The following is a 19,106-nucleotide window of genomic DNA, read 5'->3' as shown; positions in this document are numbered from 1 at the left end:
GTTTAACGCAATAAGAATCAAATACATTAACGATGACAAAAGTATTTATCAGTATGTTGTTTATGACGGTTTCGTCCTGGACATATGCGCAACATCGGCTGTCTGTAGAGGTAGTCAATGAAAAACAAGAAAAACTAACTCATGCCTCCGTTTCGGTAAGCAGGGCTGTACGTTTGCAGCAGCAGTCCGACAAAGATGGTCGTGTGCAGTTTGACAATTTGGCCGCAGGCCGATATCAAGTTCAAGTTTCCTATGTAGGTTATTCCATTCAGGATACAAGCTTACGTATTGACAAAGATCAAGTTATACGTCTGCAGCTACAGCCATTAAGTATTCGTGCTGAAGAAGTGTTAGTGACGGCCACACGTGCCAAAAGTAACGCAGCAACTACATTTACCAACATTGATAAACAAACTATTGAAAAAGCTAATTTAGGCCGTGATATTCCTTATTTGTTGGACCAAACCCCTTCCGTGGTTGTTAGCTCTGACGCTGGTAACGGAATTGGATATACCAGTATGCGGATTCGTGGTTCAGATAACGCGCGTATTAATGTAACCCTAGATGGTATTCCGCTGAATGATGCGGAAAGTATGGGTTCTTTCTTTGTGAACCTTCCCGATTTTGCTTCAAGTCTGGATAATATTCAGATTCAGCGCGGTATCGGTACGTCGACCAACGGGGCAGGTGCATTTGGTGCTTCATTAAACATCCAAACAGATGGATTGCAAAGTAAGCCTTATGCGGAGCTTAACAATAGCTACGGGTCGTACAATTCATGGAAGAATACCGTAAAAGTGGGTACAGGCTTGATTCAAAACCGCTATGCTTTTAATGCTAGGTTGTCGCGCATTGCGTCCGATGGTTATGTGGAACGCGCAAGTTCCGATTTAAAATCGTTTTACTTAGATGGTGGAATCTACGGGAAGAAGCAAACGTTGAAAGCAACCATCTTCTCAGGAAAGGAGAAAACCTATCAAGCTTGGTACGGTACACCAGAGCCTTTAATTAAAGGTGATCGTGGGCTATTAAAAGATTATGCTGGAGCGATGGAAGTACCCAAAGGTGCCGAGACAGACCGCTTGCTGTCAGCAGACCGTAAGTACAATTATTATACCTACGACAATCAGACAGACAATTATACCCAAACACATGCTCGATTACATTACAACAATTATGTAAATGAACAGTTTAATTTCAGCGTAGCTTTACATTATACACGTGGTGAAGGTTACTATGAGGAGTTCCGTCCAAACGATAAGTTCGCTAAGTACGGTATGAAGCCGGTTGTCATTAAAGATTCTGTGATTAACAAAACGGATTTGGTGCGTAGACGTTGGTTGGATAACCATTTCTATGGAGCTACGTACGCTTTTAACTACACACCGTCGAATCGATTGAAGATGACCATTGGTGGTGCTTACAATCAGTATTTAGGGGATCATTATGGCGAAGTTATTTGGGCTCGTTATGCATCGACTTCCGAATTGGGCGACCGTTACTACTTCAATGATGCTAAGAAAACAGATTTTAATATCTACGGTAAAGTGGATTACAGCTTAGATAAATGGTTATTCAACTTGGATTTGCAATACCGTAATGTGCATTACAAAATCAAAGGGAATGATGACAAGATCAAGAATATTGACCTCAAAGATGATTTGAATTTTCTTAATCCAAAGGCTGGTATTACCTACTTAATTAACGAGCGTAGCAATGCCTACCTATCTTATGCCTATGCGAGCAAAGAGCCCGTGCGTAAAGACTATGTCGAAAACCCAATGAAATCTTTCCCTACTCCAGAGAAGATGCAAGATATTGAGGCCGGTTACCGCTTTAGAAATGAACATTTCAATATTGGCGCCAATGTATACGCGATGTTGTATAAAGACCAGTTAATTCCTACAGGAACACTTAATGATGTGGGAAGTGCACTTCGCATAAATGTTCCCGATAGCTACCGTGTAGGTGTGGAGCTAGATGCTGCATGGCAGATTTCTACTCAGTTCACTTGGCGTGCAACAGCAGCGTTCAGTCAAAATAAAATCAAGAATTTCCACGAGTATGTAGCTGTTATTGATGGAGACTGGAATACCTTAAGAACGGATGAAATTGTGTACAAAAAAACAGATATTGCACTTTCTCCAGCTACAATTCTATCCAATGAATTTGTGTACAGTCCGCTACAGAATTTAAGCTTTAGCTTGCGCAGTAAATATGTGTCACGCATGTATCTAGATAATACGTCGAGCAAAGAAAGAAGCATAAATCCATTTACCGTAACAGACTGGTCAACACGCTATAGTTTTTCTGCTTTAGGCTTGAAGAATGTCGACCTTATAGCAAGTGTTAATAATATTTTCAATAAAAAATATGAAGCTGGTGGTTACACCTTCGGTAATTTAACGCCTACAGGCGATCGGGTGTATTACAATTTCTATACGCCGCAGGCGACAACCAACTATATGTTGGGCTTGAATATCAAATTCTAACAAAAAAGGCTAAGTTGATAATCAACTTAGCCTTTTTTGTTTTATTTCTCCCGTTTCTAAACGACAGCCGTATCTACATAAGAATGTTTTATTTCCTCTAATACTTCGAGAATATCAAGGTGGTTTTGTAAACCGACAAGCTTTGTTCTGTATTCTTTAAAGTTTGGAATACCTTTGAAATAGTTTGAGTAATGTCTACGCATCTCAAATACACCTGTTTTATCGCCTTTCCACTCTATCGATTTGGTGAGGTGTGTTTTACATACTTCCACACGTTCGGCAATAGTTGGTCCCTCTAGGTGTTCGCCTGTTTCGAAGAAATGCTTAATCTCGCGGAAAATCCATGGATAACCAATAGAAGCACGTCCAATCATAATGCCATCCACTTCATATTCTTGACGCCAAGCAGCAGCTTTCTCTACAGAGTCTACATCACCGTTACCAAAGATTGGGATCTTAACACGTGGATTTTGCTTCACATCGCGAATCATGGTCCAGTCGGCTTGTCCTTTATACATTTGAGCACGTGTTCTACCGTGGATAGCTAGTGCTTTAATACCGATATCCTGAAGGCGCTCGGCTACTTCGTATACATTCTTGGTGTTGTCATCCCATCCTAAACGTGTTTTCACCGTCACAGGAAGATGCGTTGCTTCGACCACCGCTTTGGTCATAGCGACCATTTTGTCAATATCTTGTAATAATGATGCACCGGCTCCGCGACAGGCAACATTTTTCACCGGACAGCCATAATTGATGTCGATAAGATCAGGTTGGGCGAGTGTGCAAATCTCGGCCGACTTGCGCATACTTTCAATGTCAGACCCAAAAATCTGAATACCAATCGGACGTTCGTACTCGAATATATCCAGCTTTTGTCTAGACTTGGCGGCATCACGAATCAAGCCTTCTGAGGAGATAAACTCCGTATACATCATATCCACGCCATTTTGTTTGCACACATAACGGAAGGGAGGATCGCTCACATCTTCCATCGGCGCTAGCAAAAGCGGGAATTTCCCTAGATCAATATTTTCACCAATTTTTACAGACATGGTGCAAAATTAGAAATTAAAAGCTACAAATTAAAAATATGTAACGTCAGTGCTCCTTAATACCTCTCGTTTCTAAGCTTTACAAAGCCGCTACGAATGCTTTTATGGCTTCTTGTGGCGATTCTGTACGCATGAAATTTTCACCAATAAGGAAGCCTTTGTAACCAACCTTTTTTAAAGCTTTTATTGTCTCCGAGTCTGAAATACCACTCTCTGATACTTTGATAAAGCGATCCGGAATTTTAGTTGCCAAATCGTAAGAATGATCTAAGCTTACGGAGAAGTCTTTTAAGTTGCGGTTGTTGACACCGATAGCATCAATACTGTCAAAAATACTGCGGTTAAGTTCTTCTTCGTTATGCACTTCTAGTAAGACGCTAAGGCCTAAAGATTTTGCATAAATAGATAACGTTTCAATCTCTTTGCTGCTTAAGCAGGCCGCAATAAGCAAGATGATATCAGCACCATAAGCTTTAGCCTCCGCTATTTGGTAGCGGTCAATAATAAATTCCTTGCGTAGCAAAGGAATCTGTAGTGCTTGGCGTGCCTCCGTTAAATCGGCTAATGTACCTTGAAAAAAGTCCGCATCCGTTAATACCGATATAGCTGATGCTCCAGCTGCTTGATATCCTTTTACCACTTCAGAAACAGAAACGTCGCCATTTATTAATCCTTTAGAAGGAGAGGCGCGTTTAAATTCCGCAATAATGCCTGTGCGTTGCGGATCTAAGATAGAGTCACGTAACGAATAGCAGTCTCTAGAGAACAGCGGATAGGTTTGTAAGGCTGCCAAAGAAACCTTTTCCTTCGCCAGTTCTACCTCGACCTTTTTTCTTTCTATAATTTTATCCAGTATCGTCATGATATATTTCTTAAGCTATTTACCTATCCAGTTAGCGATAAGTTGTTTTCCATTTGTTGTTAAAATTGACTCCGGGTGGAATTGCATGCCACGAACGTCATATTCCGTATGTGATAAGGCCATGATGGTGCCTTGTGGATCTTCTGCTGTAATTTTTAGGCAGGAGGGCAAAGAATCCTTTTCTACCGCCCAAGAGTGGTAGCGGCCAATTTTAGAATCTGTAGGAAAGTCTTTGAATAGAAGTTCCTCTGGATCCGTTATAATAATATCTGTAGCTATACCATGTAGTGGCTTAGGCATATTGAACAGCTTTCCACCAAAAACCTCCGCGATAGCTTGTTGCCCTAGACAGATGCCTAAGATACGCTTTGTGGGCGCATAGGTGCGAATAACATCCATTAAAAGCCCCGCTTCTTCTGGAATACCAGGGCCTGGCGATAGCAAGATATTGTCGTACTGCGCTACCTCTTCAAGCTGAAATTTATCATTGCGGACAACAACGTATTCTTGTTGTAGTTCTTGGAGAAGATGGACCAAATTGTAGGTGAAGGAGTCGTAATTGTCAATCACCAATATTTTTTTACTGCTCATTGTTGTTGTCTAAAATGTTGTTTGAAACCTGTTTAGCTTGTTCGTCGGATGTAACATCCAATAGCTTGTTTAAATAGTCGGCACGTAAAGAAGTCAATTCTTGGATGCGCATATTAATCGTGTCTAAGGAGCTAACCAGCTGATCGCTAGTTTGGCAATAGTCTAGTGGACGAATCATATTGTTTCTGCAATTTCTAGGGCACGGCGTAAGGCCGCAATTTTATTATTTACTTCTTGTAATTCTTTTTCTGGTTCTGAATCCAAAACGATACCTGCACCAGCTTGGTAATGCAATACATTCTGTTTGCTGAGGAAAGAGCGTATCATAATCGCATGGTTAAAATCACCGTTGAAACCCATATAGCCTAAAGCTCCAGCATAAAAGGAACGTTGTAAACCTTCGTAGCGGTCGATTAGGGTGATGGCTTTATGCTTCGGTGCGCCAGAAAGTGTTCCTGCTGGAAAGGTGTCACCAACAACATCAAATGGACTAGCATGCTCATGTAAACGGCCCGATACCTTAGACACCAAGTGAATGATATGCGAGTAGTATTGCGCTTCTTTGTATGATTTTACCTGTACTTCCGTGCAATGTCTGCTCAGATCATTACGTGCTAAATCAACAAGCATCACATGTTCTGCGGATTCCTTTGGGTCATTTTTCAATGCTTCGGCAATCTTTTCATCTTCCTCCATATCACCTGTACGTTTGAAGGTACCCGCAATTGGATAAATGGTGGCTTCTCTTGATTTTATAGTTAGCTGTGCCTCTGGAGAGGAGCCAAATAGCTTAAAGCTTCCATAATCGAAGTAGAATAAATAAGGTGAAGGATTTACGGAACGTAGCGCACGGTATACATTAAATTCATCGCCCGCAAATGGGGTAGCGAAGGCTCTTGAAGGAACAATCTGGAAAACATCACCACGCTGAATATGTTCTTTCATACGGTTGACGAGGGCGATAAACTCTTCATCCTTCATATTGGATGTTTCAGCACCTTTACGTTGGAAGGTATATTCAGGGAAATTTTTATTCTGAATAAGGTATTGCATACGCTCTAAGTCCGACTCTTCACCATCGAGAAGATTCTCGAAAATGTACAGTTCATTGCGAAAATGATCGATTGCAATGACATAACGATATACATGATACTGTAATGTTGGAATTTGTCGTTGCTCATCCTTCGGTGTAACGAGTTTTATATCTTCAAAATGTTCAATAGCATCGAAGGTGAAATAGCCAAACAAACCAGATGATAAAACCGGCATTTTTACGGTTTCTTCTTGGACAAATTGCTGCCTGAAAGCGGATACCTCCGCACGTAGGTCAAGTCCATTTGCTGACTTTACCTGCGCATCCTTGTTAGGATATTTTAGGGTAAGCTGCTCATCGTCCAAAATAATGTGGGCGATAGACTGGCAACATATATAGCTAATATTGTTTTCTCTACTATGATACTCAGAGCTCTCAAGAAGCAGACTGTTGGGAAAAGAATCACGTAGGCGAAGGTAGATACTCACCGGTGTGGTGGTGTCTGCTAGTATTTTTTTGTAAGTTGTTTTAACGTTATATATCATGATGCTGCTGAATAGTATACCAAAAAAGAAAGGCCCGACAATTACATGTCGGGCCTGTTTTTTCACAATGGTTTTGGTTGATTATGAATATTTTTATAACATACCAAAAGTGCTCCCGACGCTATTAGCTTCCGGCCACCACCAATTAGTATGTAAATTTCTTGTTGTCATTTTGTATACCGCAAATTTATTATATTTTTTTGCTTTACAAAGTTTTTTTGTAAAAAAAACAAAAAAAAATGTGAATTGTTAGTCATTCAATAAATCTGGGCGACGTTCGCGCGTACGATTTAATTGCTGCTCATCGCGCCATGCCGAAATTTTAGCTTCATGACCACTTAATAAGACGTCAGGAACCTTATGACCACGCCATTCTGCGGGCCTAGTGTATATTGGAGCGTCTAAAAGACCATCTTGGAAAGAATCGGATAAAGCCGATGTTTCATCCGATAATACGCCCGGAATGAGTCGTGCAATAGCGTCAACTAAAATGGCTGCTGGAAGCTCTCCGCCAGACAAGACATAATCACCGATGGAAACTTCCTTTGTAACAAACACGTCTCGTATGCGCTGGTCTATTCCTTTGTAATGACCACATAAAATCATGATGTTCTCTGTAGAGGAAAGGCTGTTTGCCATCTCTTGGTTTAGCGTAGGACCATCTGGCGTCATGTAAATGATTTCATCATAGCTTCTTTCGCCTTGCAGTTTCTCTATGCAAGCCGCAAAAGGCTCTATCTGCATCACCATGCCAGAACCACCACCGTAGGGGTAGTCATCAACCGATCGTTGCTTGTTGGTGGTATATTCACGTAGGTTGTGTACATGGATTTCTACCAAGTCTTTTTTCTGTGCGCGTTGCAAGATTGAATGAGCAAAGGGACTTTGCAATAAATCTGGCAATACGGTAATAATATCAAAACGCATGGTACAAAGATAAATAAATTATGATTGCTTCATTCTTTTGTGTTGCCAGCTCGCTGTACTAGTATTCTTACGTGTTTTTTTATTTGTTTAAATATCAGCTATTTATTTTGGTTCGTGATTCTAAATAGCTATATTTAAGGATATTATCTGTTTTTCGCCCGAAGGAGTTGATAATAAGTAATTGAAACAAAGACATAGGCTGAGAAGATGCGGTTGCCCACCCACGCTAGCTTATATTTAAAAACAACTAATACTAAGCCACTAAACAATGAAAGACAAACTCTTTATGCGCTTCGCTGTATGGATACAGTGACCCCTTCTTAATTTTTTACTTATTGTAGCTTTCGGAATTTAACTGTTTTAAGAAGCGCTATACTATCACTATGCCTTTTTAACTAGGTTTTTATAGCCATTGCTACCTACCTGATGAACAGTAGATTTGATCGGGATGGGATTGCTATGTCTTATCATTTAAGCGGAATGTAGCAGGCTAACCACAGATCTCTTGTTTCATTATTCAATCACTACTTAATATCATGAAAACTTATGAAACAAAAATTACTCTATACCTTTTTGCTCGGTTTTCTGTTGTTTGGTGTCGCTGAAGCGCAACAACAACAGATTCGTGGAAAGGTAACCGATGCACAGGACGCCAAAGGGATATCGGGTGTTACAATAGCTGTGCTTGGAACATCAATCGCTACCCAGAGCGATGCTACAGGCGATTATAATTTAAATGTTACCACAGGATCGACACTTGTTTTCTCTTACATCGGCTATGTAAGTCAGCACATAATCTTAAGAAGCCAAGCTATAGTAAATGTGTCGTTACTGCGCAATGAAGAAAGCCTAGAAAGCGTGGTGGTTACGGCGTTAGGCATTAGTCGTGCTAAAAGTTCACTAGGCTATGCTGCTCAAGAAGTGAAGGGAGACGTGTTGGCTGCTGCGCGTGGCGGAAATGCATTACAATCTTTGTCTGGAAATGTCGCTGGAGCTGTTATTGGTTCACCATCTTCCTCTTTGGGAGGTTCTACACGTATTGTTTTGCGTGGTATTGGTTCTTTAACCGGTGAAAATAGACCTTTAATTGTTATCGATGGAATTCCTTTGGATAACTCCAATTTTAATTCTGTAGGTGGACAGCGTGGCGGTGGTGGCCGAGATTATGGTGACGCTTCTTTTGATGTTAATCCAGATGATATCGAATCAATTAATGTGTTAAAAGGAGGCCCCGCATCTGCTCTATATGGATCAAGGGCCGCTAATGGGGTTTTGTTGATTACAACAAAAGGCGCTAAAAAAGGACGCGACGAAATTATTATTAATAGCGGCTTTTCGTTTGATAAGCTGGGTGTTGTTCCGAGGTTACAGAAGCTTTATGGTGGTGGCTTTGAACCGAAGTTTGCAAAGGAAAATATAAAAGGTGTGGAATATAGCGTGGTCGACTATTCTGCCGATGAATCTTGGGGGCCAAAGTTTGATGGACAGCAGGTGTTAAGTTGGGATGCTTTTGATCCTGATGATGCGGCAAACTATTTGAAGACACAAACATGGGAATACCCAAAAAATGATTACAAATCCTTTTTTAATACAGGAGTAGGATGGACCAATTCGGTTTCTTTAGCGAAGTCTTATGAAAATACTTCAGCCCGGCTTTCTGCTTCTAACTTAAGTCAGACAGGTATTGTACCCAATTCTAACTTAAAACGGAGTTCATTAAGCTTAAATATCGAAAATAAATTTTCGGATAGGCTTACGGTACGAGGAGTGCTAAACTATGTGAATACAAGAGGGTTTAATAGACCAGAGCAAGGGTATGGAGATAATTCTATTCCGCAAAAAATGTTTCAATGGAGTCAGCGTCAGCTAGATTTTAACCGTCTTAAGAATTACAAGACAGCATCGGGAGAGCAAAAAACATGGAACAGGTCCTCATGGGACGATGCTACACCAAAATATTCAGACAACTTTTATTGGACAATCTACGAAAATATAAGTAGAGATGTGCGAAACCGTACGTTTGGTAATGTCGAGTTGAAGTATGACTTCCTCCCGGGATTATATGCTGTGGCTAATATCTATGGAGATAATTACGACTTACGAATTGATTCTCGAGTGGCCGTAGGCTCGCAGGGAACTTCTTCATATCAGGAGAGTATTCGCCAAGTGAGGGAAATGAATTATGAAGGACGACTACATTATGATAAAACATGGAGTAAGTATTCTTTAATCAGTTTTGTTGGTATGAACAGACGTAACTCTGATCGTTATGGGTCCAATGGAGCTACTGCTGGAGGGTTGATTGCTCCAGGATTGTATAGTCTGGGGAATAGCAGAGAGCAGGCTTCGATAGAAGCGACAACGATGCGGAAGCGTGTTAATTCTGTCTTCGGGGGTATTTCGTTGGGGTACAATGAGCTTGTTTATGTTGATTTCTCTGCTCGTAATGATTGGTCGTCTACACTGCCTGTCGCTAATAATTCTTATTTCTATCCTTCTGTTACAGGTTCATTTGTTTTTTCAAAATTGATTAACACCACCTGGTTAGATTATGGTAAGCTTCGTGCTGGAATTTCAAAGGTAGGAAATGATACGGATCCTTATAATTTGCGCGATGTGTATACAAATCAGGTGTTTGACAATACATCCTTTCTTGACGATCCTTACTTTATGAAAAATTTAGCCAAGTTAAATGCATACCTGAAGCCGGAGTCAAAATCTACCTATGAGTTTGGCTTAGAAATGCAGTTTCTCAAGAATAGGGTAGGTATAGATTTTACCTACTACAACGAGAAAACAACGGATTTAATTATGGGGGTTACTACAGGTGCAGAAACGGGTTATACTTCCAAGTTGATGAATACAGGGGAGGCGGTGAATAAAGGAATTGAAGTCATGTTAACTTTTGTTCCTATTCGAATAGCCGATTTTGAATGGACCTCACGTATTAATTTTTCTAAGAATAGAAATAAAATAGTTGCTCTTTACGGTGATTTGCAAACCCTAACGATTGCGAATGCTCCTTTCAAAGCTTCTTTAATTGCACGTGTTGATGAACCTTATGGACAGATCTATGGTTCAAATTTCATTTATGATAATGAAGGAAATAAGGTTGTTGGAGCAGATGGTCTCTATCTATCGTCTGATGTGCAAAACTTGGGCTCTATTTTACCAAACTATAATGCCGGCTGGCGAAATACTTTTAATTACAAGTCTCTGAGCTTCTCCGCATTGGTGGATATACAAAGGGGCGGTAAGTTTTTCTCTGTGACAAACATGTTTGGTCTTTATTCAGGTATGCTTGAAGAGAGTGCCGCTGATGGAGTTAGGGAGCGTGGAGCCATATCTCAGGGAGTTACGGGGACGGTTGTACGTAATGTCGATGGTTCTTACACGGTGACGGATACAAAGGAAAATACAAAAAATGTTACTGCTGAAGAATATTTTGGTCAGAACTATGGTGGTCCTACCGTACAAAATGTTTTTGATGCTAATTACGTAAAGCTTCGCGAATTGACGCTAGGCTATAGTTTGCCAAGTGATTTTATCCGTCGATTTCGACTTTCTGGGGTAACGGTATCTGCTTTTGCTCGAAACTTAGCTACTTGGGGATTAGCTAACAAAAACTTCGACCCTGAGATGACGACAATGGGGAGTGGAAACATTCAGGGGTTTGAGGGAGGTAGTCTTCCTTCGTCTAAAACATTTGGCGTTAATTTAAAATTACAGTTTTAATGGAGGTATTTGTTATGAGAAGTATAAAAATAATAAGGAAAATAAGTTTAGCAATAGCTTCAATATTGTTATTAAATGGGTGTACCAAGAATTTAGAGAATATCAATATAAATCCGAATTTGCCGGAGATTGTGCCGACAAACACAATTTTCAATGGAGCTAACAAATTTTTATTATCCAATACACGTGATGGCTGGTGGCAAATGCGTATGTCGATGCCATGGATGCAATATTCAGCGCAGAACAATTATATTGAAGAAGACAAGTATTTATATCGTGATGCTCAAGGAAATAATGGCTGGAATTACCTTTACCGATCAGCAAATAATTATCAAGATATTATTAAACAATGCGAAGACCCTGTATTAAGCAAACAGATGAGTGTTTATGGTGATTTAGCGAATCAAATTGCTGTGTCTCGAATTATGTTAGCCTACGTTTTTGATAATCTCGTTACTCATTTTGGTGCTGTTCCATATTGGTCTTATGGACAGCCTGATAATCCGGACTTTCAGGCTTTGGATATCGAAAAGACGATAACAGCGGCCTATGTTTCTGAAGAAGTAATTTATAAAGACCTGCTGAAAGAGCTGAAAGAGGCTGTGGCACAGTTAAATTTGGATGAAGTAGTTTTTACGTCTTCAGATAATATCTATCGTGGGGATGCGGCCAGTTGGAAGAAGTTTGCCAACTCACTACGCCTGCGTATTGCTAACCGTGTTAAAGAGGTGATTCCTGAGGCAAAAGCAGAAATTAAAGATGCTATTAATAGTGGCGTATTTACGTCTAATGCTGATAACGCGATACATGCTTTTGGGAAGACCAATGCAGATGCAAATCCCTTCTGGAGTCTTTTTTATGTAGACAATAGAACTGATTATTGGGTAAATAGGTCTTTTATACAGCTATTAGTGGGTGCTAAAGGTAATTTTGGTTTTGACCCTCGGTTATACAAAGTTGCTGCTCCTAAAGGTTTAATATTCAAAGACTATACTAGGATTGGTTATACGGATTCTGAGGATATGAATGATTATACAGGATTACCTTATGGGCTACCTAAAGTAGAGGCTTATTATCAACAAGCGGTGAATATTAATATCTTTTCTAAGGATTTTCTAAAGGTTGATAGAGGAGAGGTCTTAATGGAATATGCTGAGGTTGAATTTATACTAAGCGAACTGAACGGTTGGGCGCAGGATAGCTATGTGCGTGCTGTTGTGGCCAATATGGAAAGATTGGAAGTGCCTTCAGTATCTATTGCGAAGTTTGTAGGAGCTCTGCCTTCGGCGAATGAAAAAAATGTATTGACGCAGAAGTATGTTAGTTTGATGTATGTACCTGATGAGGCATGGAATGAGTATCGAAGAACGGGCTATCCTGATGGGGATATTTTGTTGCTACCTGGTGCTACGGGCGTCCGTCCGCATGACGGAAGTACGTATATATTTACCCCATTAAAGTCAGGCAACGTGGTTGCCACTGATCTTCCTGCGCGAATACGCTATCCGTCGACACAGCAAACGCTGAACCCAATTAATTGGCGTGTAGCAGTCGCTAAGTTAGGTGGAGATGAGATTGATAAAAAACTGCTGTTTGCAAAGAAGTAGCCGTTTTATAAGATTTTGTATGTGTACTTATTACTAATCATGTTTACTATTTTTTCGATATCTATTGGTTTACTATTTAGCATCATTGAAATCGATTAAGCAATATTTTGTATAGGTATTAATCAAAGAAACTATAGCTTTTTAGGCTATGGTTTCTTTTTTTGTAGAACTCATTTGTCATTTTCTGCCGTTTTAAGGTTGTTTTATGGTGTTATAGCCGACTGTTATTTTTAAAATTTAATTGTGGACAGAAAATTAAAACGTGATTTTTATTCAAAAAAAAGATTTTGTGGAATTAAACTGCTATATTTAAGTATATTATCTGTTCTTCGCCCGAAGGAGTTGATAATTAGTAATTGAAACAAACGTATAAATTTAGATGATGCGGTTGCCCACCGACACTTGTTTATACACTACCACTAAACCCTTAAACAATGAAACAAAAATCCTTTATGCTTTTCACTGTACAGATGTAGTGATTCCCCTCTTAATTTTTTACATGTTTTAGCATTTGGTCTATAAAAAATTGGAAAGCGCTATTCCTGGAATATGCCCTTTCTAAGCTGATTTTTATTGCCTTTGCTTCCAACCGATGAACAGTAGATTTGCTCGGAATGGGATTGCTATGTCTTATTATTTAGGAGGAGCATAGCAGGCCAACCAGAGGTCTCTTGTTTCGTTATTCAATCACTTCTTAAATTATGAAAACTTATGAAACAAAAATTACTCTACACCTTTTTGCTTAGTTTTCTGTTGTTTGGTGCTGCTGAAGCACAACAACAGATTCGTGGAAAGGTTACCGACGCAAAGGATGCTAAAGGACTATCTGGTGTCACTGTTGCTGTGCTCGGAACATCAATCGCTACCCAAACCGATGCTAAAGGTGATTATAGCTTAAATGCTACAACGGGATCAACACTTGTTTTTTCTTCTATTGGCTACGTGAGTCAGCAAGTCATCCTAAGAAATCAAGCTGTAGTCAATGTTTCTTTACTCCTTAATGAAGAGAGTTTAGAGAATGTTGTGGTGACAGGCTATGGGACGCAGCGCAAACGGGAAGTAACAGGGGCAATAAGTTCCATTCGTGGTGAAACATTACAGGATATTCCTGTTCCCTCACTTGATAAGGCGTTGCAAGGACAGGCTGCAGGCGTGCAGGTGTCTACTACTTCAGGAGTTTTAGGTCAAGCAGCAAAAATTCGTATTCGAGGAACGAATTCGATTTCTAGTTCTTCGGCTCCTTTGTTCGTTGTTGATGGCGTTCCTTTTCTGTCTAGCGATAACGGGGCTGTAATAGAAAATAATCCATTAGCAGATATCAATCCGAACGATATCGAAAGTCTTGAGGTCTTAAAAGATGGGGCAGCAACGGCTATTTATGGGTCTAGAGCAGCAAATGGCGTTATTCTAATAACAACAAAAAAAGGACGATTGGGTAAACCAATTATTACATATGACGCATGGATTGCAGTCGCAAAGGCGAGTAAGTTGTATGATTTAATGGATGCTAATCAATTTATTGAGATAGCAAATGAAAAATTGGCGAACGCAGGATTTGAAGCATCTGCTTTTGAAACAAAAGACCCATTGACGGGGGAAGTTTATAATACCGATTGGCAAAAGGAAATCTTTAGAACAGGGTTGCAACATAATCATGTGTTGTCCTATAGCGGCGCTACAGAACAAGCGAACTATTATTTTTCAGGTGGTTTTATGGATATGCAAGGTGTTGCTGATGCAAATAGTTTAAGGAAATATGCGCTTCGTGGACGGGCTGAGCAAAAAGCATTTGATGACAAACTTACAATAGGCTTCAACACGAGTGTTACGAATCAAACTAATCGTGGGTTTAATTCATCTGGCAGTGGTTTGTCTGGAAATGTTGGAGCAGCATTGTATGCTTTTCCTAATGTACCTGCTAAATGGGCAGATGGCAGTTACAATTTTAGCCCAGATGGTCAATCTTTAGGCTCTGGGGGTAATACGAGACCAATTTATGGGAATTATACAAATCAGCGGTATGTTTTGGATAATAATATTTATAAGTCTAATCTTTTTTCTTTTAATGGAAGTGGGTTTGTAAATGTTGAAGTACTCAAAGGGTTGAGCTTACGCTCTCAAATAGGAGTGACTTATCAGCAAGGTGAAGATTATTTATATTGGAATCCTTTGCATGGTGATGGAAAAAGTGTAAATGGTCGGATTTATCAATATTCTCTACCACGATTATTATATAATTGGCAGAATACGGTTAATTATGCTTTAACATGGAATGACCATCGTTTATCTGCAGTTGTAGGAACGGAATATCAAAAATCTAAATCTAGATATTTCTTTGCTCACGGTTATGGTTTATCATCTATTTATTTTGGTGAAAATGAGAATATTATTTCTGGCTCTTTAGCAAATCAACTGTTAGGTGGTGGTGCAAACGAAAATGCCTTTAATTCATTTTTTGGAAGATTAAACTATACTCTTTTTGATCGTTATTTTTTATCGGGTACATTACGTTATGATAAATTGTCGGCTCTCCCATTTGGTAGTCAGGGAGCTCTTTTGCCAGGTGTTTCATTAGGGTGGGATGTTGTTAAAGAACCATTCTTTAAAAGTTCTATTATTTCACAATTGAAGATTCGCGGTGGTTATGCTAAGGTTGGAAACACTGATATTGGCAATTATCCGTATGCGGGGCTTTTTGGAGCAACTCAATATGGTCCTGATAACGCGATTTACTTTTCGCAAGCAGGAAACTCTTCCTTGAAATTTGAAACTAGTTATAAAAGTAACGTTGGTGTAGATGTCTCTTTTTCGCAAAATCGCGTCAATCTAACAGTGGATTATTTTAATAACAATATTGATAATATGATTTTGGAGGTTCCAACGCCTCCCTCTTTAGGTGTACCTAATAATCGTATTTACCAAAACGTTGGTAAGATGTACAATAGAGGTGTTGAAGCCAGTATTTCAGGACTTGTGGTTAGTAAGCCTAATTTTTCTTGGAGTATAAATCTTAATGCAACCTACGTTAAGAACAAAGTAACACAATTGTATGGAGGTAATCCGATTAGCTATGTTTATCATCGCGTAGCTGAAGGAGAGGCTCTAGGTTCTTTTTATGGCTATGAATCTGCAGGTGTTAATACAGCTAATGGTAATGCTTTGTTTTATAAAAAAGATGGTAGTATAATTCAAAATTTAGCTGGTCAAAATGCATTCGCTAAGTATAATCCAGAAAATCCGACAAATATTTCTGAAACTGAAGGAATTGTATTGTCTATTGATGACAAAAGGTTTTTAGGTCAAGGAGATCCGAAGTGGTATGGAGGCTTTAGTAATACCTTTGTTTATAAAAATTTAGACTTAGCCTTAAACTTTAGTTTTGCTGCAGGACACAAAGTTTATAATGTCACTCGGCAAGAGACATTGATGAACATGTCATTCGCAAATACAGGAAAAGAGCTTCTCGATCGTTGGACAAGCCCTGGTCAAATTACTGATGTACCAAAAGTATATTTCAATCGAGGCAACATGATTAATCAAGATGGGAATCTTAATAGCAGATTTTTAGAGAATGGGTCATTCTTGCGTGCTCAGCGTATTGGTTTGGGCTATAACCTATCCGGGACATCTTTTTTGAATAGGATTAATATTGATAAGCTTAGATTTTTTGCTACGGTAGATAACGTTTTTGTTATTACGAGTTATTCTGGCTTAGATCCAGATTTGGCTCGGATACCAACACAAAACGGTAATGCCCAGCCGGGACTTGATAATCGGAACAATCCGATCCCACGAACTTTTACGCTAGGAATTAATGTCGGTTTTTAATTAAAATTATTATGAGAATTAAATATATATATAGAAGTGTCGTCTTTGTGACATTTTTGATAGTCTTTCTGTCTGCGTGTAAAAAGTTTACCGAATTAAACCCTTTGGCATCATTGTCTCAAGGTACCGCATTCTCAACGAAGGAAAATATTGAGTTAGCGAGGAATGGTGTGTACTGGCAGGCCGCTGTGGGGAGGTATAATCCAGGAACTAGTTTAACGACCGGTCGTGGCTATCCATTTGGTGGAGCTTCCATAGAACAAGCGGAAATGCGTGCTGAAGATATGGTGAATTTGCAGGCATTTTTTTCCTATACTTATGAAGGAGGCTATTCGCCAAGTACTGCAAATAATGTAAATCATTGGGAGCAGTTGTATGCATTGATCAATCAAGCAAATGTATTTATTGCTGGTGTTCAGCAAGCTAAAACGAGAAATGTTGTTACCGAAGATGAAGGGAATTCATATATAGGGGAGGCTTTGTTCCTTCGTGCTCTGGCACACCACGAACTACTTTTACATTTTTGTAAGCCTTTCGTTGATGGTGATGGAAAGAACTTAGGGGTGCCCTATAGGACAGTGGCCATTGTAGGAACAGCTGAAGTAGAAGTCGGCATAAAGCAAACTAGAGGTACAGTGGCTGAAACCTATGCTGGAATATTAACCGACTTAGATTTAGCGGAAAGTTATTTGCCAGAAAAGCATGGTACGAGAGGTTATACTATTTCACGAGCAACAAAAGGTGCTGTTATAGCCCTTAAAACTCGTGTTTATCTTCATAAATCAGACTATGTGAATGTTATTGCTGAGGGAATTAAATTGGGTACAGGTACATCAACTGATGTGTTTACCTCGCCGATAGCAGGATATATAGTAGAAAATAATGTGGAAGTTCCTTTTACTGTGCAGGATAATAATTTAGAGTCAATTTTTTCGATTGCTCAAAGTGCTGCACAGAATGGAGGTGTTAATGGAGCGATTACGAGTATGCTGGGACCAAGCTCTTTTGGTGCAAGAGATTTAATAGCAACAAGCCCTAATCTTTATAATGCATCTTTTTGGCTAGATGAGGATTTACGAAAAACAAAGCTTCAATACCGTCAAAGTAAGGGCAATTATAAGTTAGTCTTTAATTATAAGTACCGTAATTATGGTATTAACGACAACTGGAATCCAATTCTTCGCTATACAGAGGTCTTGCTCAATGTTGCTGAAGCTTATTCCTTTGTTGGAAATGATAAACAAGCTCTTTCTTTATTGAATGCTGTGCGCAATAGAGCTGTACCTGAGAGTAAACAGTTTCAAGAGCCACCTATAGATTTGAAACTAGCAATTTATCAAGAACGTCGTATAGAGTTTACTGGTGAAGGTAAACGTTGGGGAGATATTCATCGTTTAGCTTTAACTTCATATGGGACAAGAGGTGTTCCTGCAAAGGTAGATGCTAGCCAGATTACTCCTAAGGGTTTGGATAATTATAAACCTGGAGTTTTTATTGATCCGCAATGGCCTGCTATAATTTATGATAACTCTAGATTTATTTGGCCTATTCCTACGTCGGAGCGGAGCGCAAATCCAAATATTGTTCAAAATCCTGGGTATTAAATTTATTTGAAAGTAGGTGTTAATTTGGTTCTACTGATTTTATATGAAATTTGGTTGACCAAATAATATTTTGTGATGTTATTAATTGAAGAAACCATAGCTGTTATCGCTATGGTTTCTTTTTTGTTTTGTATGCAACATATTCGTTGTTTATTTCAGTTTTATGATTGTTTTATGTGTTTGTAACAGATTATTGTTGCAAATATTGTTGCAATAATGAAATTTATAATGATTCTAAATAGCGGAATCTTGAAAAATTTTATTTGGTTGTTTTAACAGATTTTAACGTTTAATTCTGATTTAGTGTTCGTTTACTAAATGAATTTTTGCTTTTAAAGTGATAAAGAAGAAAGGTAGGTTTTGCTTTTTTTATCAATTAGGTGCTTAAATGTTAAAAAACTTGCAATAACAACTACCATCTTATACATTTGCTATCCGCTTCCGATGGGGATTTTATAAGGAAGCCTAATACTACCAACTTACTAATTTTAAATCATTGAAAGGAGCACTTATGTGCATTTTCATTGACTAGCCCATTGTTTTCAAGAGCTTTCTCAATGTTAATTTTAATTGTTGCTAATGCAATTGTTGTTGTTTTTGATAAAATCAACACGTATTGCTTGGTGACATAAGCGGATAACCAAGTGGTTTTTCGTATTAAGGTGATTGATAAACTAAACAAATAAACAAATGAAACAACAGGTATTAATTTCAAACAAGGTGCCCATGCACTGATCTTTTCGGGTCATCTAATTAAAAATAGTCTTATACAAACTATTTGGTTGAGGTTTAAGCACTTTTAAAAAAAAAGTGAATTGCTTCTTCTT

Annotated in this window: 11 protein-coding genes; 5 read left to right on the top strand and 6 right to left on the bottom strand. The window is 39.0% G+C overall.

All coding sequences use genetic code 11. The annotated features are described in order from the left end of the window. The first annotated feature begins 32 nt into the window (after nt 1-32). The gene (locus tag WH223_RS12335) at nt 33-2,492 is read left to right on the top strand and encodes a TonB-dependent receptor (protein ID WP_340048001.1); all 2,460 of its coding nucleotides are present in this window, start codon (nt 33-35) and stop codon (nt 2,490-2,492) included. A 56-nt stretch (nt 2,493-2,548) separates the two neighbouring features. Here WH223_RS12335 and dusB read toward each other — a convergent pair whose 3' ends face one another. The 6 genes from dusB to trmD form a co-directional block, all read right to left on the bottom strand. Further along, complete coding sequence (gene dusB, locus WH223_RS12330) at nt 2,549-3,547, bottom strand: tRNA dihydrouridine synthase DusB (protein WP_340048000.1); 999 nt, start codon at nt 3,545-3,547, stop codon at nt 2,549-2,551. Between the two features lie 79 nt (nt 3,548-3,626). Beyond that, complete coding sequence (trpC, locus tag WH223_RS12325; protein ID WP_340047998.1) at nt 3,627-4,409, bottom strand: indole-3-glycerol phosphate synthase TrpC; 783 nt, start codon at nt 4,407-4,409, stop codon at nt 3,627-3,629. A gap of 15 nt (nt 4,410-4,424) precedes the next feature. Beyond that, on the bottom strand, nt 4,425-5,000 hold the full coding sequence (locus WH223_RS12320) for an anthranilate synthase component II (protein ID WP_340047997.1): 576 nt from the start codon (nt 4,998-5,000) through the stop codon (nt 4,425-4,427). Then, nucleotides 4,990-5,178: a hypothetical protein gene (locus WH223_RS12315; protein WP_340047996.1), complete on the bottom strand. Its 189-nt coding sequence runs from the start codon at nt 5,176-5,178 to the stop codon at nt 4,990-4,992. Before WH223_RS12315 ends, WH223_RS12320 begins: the two co-directional genes overlap by 11 nt. Then, the gene (locus tag WH223_RS12310) at nt 5,175-6,578 is read right to left on the bottom strand and encodes an anthranilate synthase component I family protein (RefSeq protein ID WP_340047995.1); all 1,404 of its coding nucleotides are present in this window, start codon (nt 6,576-6,578) and stop codon (nt 5,175-5,177) included. Before WH223_RS12310 ends, WH223_RS12315 begins: the two co-directional genes overlap by 4 nt. Before the next feature lie 249 nt (nt 6,579-6,827). Then, entirely contained in the window at nt 6,828-7,505 is a 678-nt protein-coding gene (gene trmD / locus WH223_RS12305) for a tRNA (guanosine(37)-N1)-methyltransferase TrmD (RefSeq protein WP_340047993.1), read from the bottom strand. Nucleotides 7,506-8,051: 546 nt separating this feature from the next. Between trmD and WH223_RS12300 the strand changes: the two genes are divergently transcribed. The 4 genes from WH223_RS12300 to WH223_RS12285 all read left to right on the top strand — a co-directional run bounded on the left by WH223_RS12300 (nt 8,052) and on the right by WH223_RS12285 (nt 18,279). Beyond that, on the top strand, nt 8,052-11,240 hold the full coding sequence (locus WH223_RS12300; protein ID WP_340047992.1) for a SusC/RagA family TonB-linked outer membrane protein: 3,189 nt from the start codon (nt 8,052-8,054) through the stop codon (nt 11,238-11,240). A gap of 14 nt (nt 11,241-11,254) precedes the next feature. Continuing rightward, nucleotides 11,255-12,847, top strand: a complete 1,593-nt coding sequence (locus tag WH223_RS12295) for a SusD/RagB family nutrient-binding outer membrane lipoprotein (RefSeq protein ID WP_340047991.1) — start codon at nt 11,255-11,257, stop codon at nt 12,845-12,847. Nucleotides 12,848-13,558: 711 nt separating this feature from the next. Beyond that, nucleotides 13,559-16,675 (top strand): SusC/RagA family TonB-linked outer membrane protein, encoded by a 3,117-nt coding sequence (locus tag WH223_RS12290; protein WP_340047990.1) that lies wholly within the window; start codon nt 13,559-13,561, stop codon nt 16,673-16,675. Nucleotides 16,676-16,779: 104 nt separating this feature from the next. Next, entirely contained in the window at nt 16,780-18,279 is a 1,500-nt protein-coding gene (locus tag WH223_RS12285; protein WP_340047989.1) for a RagB/SusD family nutrient uptake outer membrane protein, read from the top strand. Nucleotides 18,280-19,106 lie beyond the last annotated feature (827 nt).

The sequence above is a fragment of the Sphingobacterium sp. MYb382 genome, from assembly GCF_037572665.1.
Taxonomy (GTDB): Bacteria; Bacteroidota; Bacteroidia; order Sphingobacteriales; family Sphingobacteriaceae; genus Sphingobacterium.
The sequence above is the reverse complement of the archived record's forward strand: the minus strand, read 5'-3'. Positions and strand labels throughout refer to the sequence as shown.

Coding starts and splice junctions, on each gene's coding strand:
- WH223_RS12300 (WP_340047992.1), top strand. CDS start 8,052: ATGAAACAAAAATTACTCTATACCTTTTTGCTCGGTTTTCTGTTGTTT.
- trpC (WP_340047998.1), bottom strand. CDS start 4,409: ATGACGATACTGGATAAAATTATAGAAAGAAAAAAGGTCGAGGTAGAA.
- WH223_RS12310 (WP_340047995.1), bottom strand. CDS start 6,578: ATGATATATAACGTTAAAACAACTTACAAAAAAATACTAGCAGACACC.
- WH223_RS12320 (WP_340047997.1), bottom strand. CDS start 5,000: ATGAGCAGTAAAAAAATATTGGTGATTGACAATTACGACTCCTTCACC.
- dusB (WP_340048000.1), bottom strand. CDS start 3,547: ATGTCTGTAAAAATTGGTGAAAATATTGATCTAGGGAAATTCCCGCTT.
- WH223_RS12295 (WP_340047991.1), top strand. CDS start 11,255: ATGAGAAGTATAAAAATAATAAGGAAAATAAGTTTAGCAATAGCTTCA.
- trmD (WP_340047993.1), bottom strand. CDS start 7,505: ATGCGTTTTGATATTATTACCGTATTGCCAGATTTATTGCAAAGTCCC.
- WH223_RS12290 (WP_340047990.1), top strand. CDS start 13,559: ATGAAACAAAAATTACTCTACACCTTTTTGCTTAGTTTTCTGTTGTTT.
- WH223_RS12335 (WP_340048001.1), top strand. CDS start 33: ATGACAAAAGTATTTATCAGTATGTTGTTTATGACGGTTTCGTCCTGG.
- WH223_RS12315 (WP_340047996.1), bottom strand. CDS start 5,178: ATGATTCGTCCACTAGACTATTGCCAAACTAGCGATCAGCTGGTTAGC.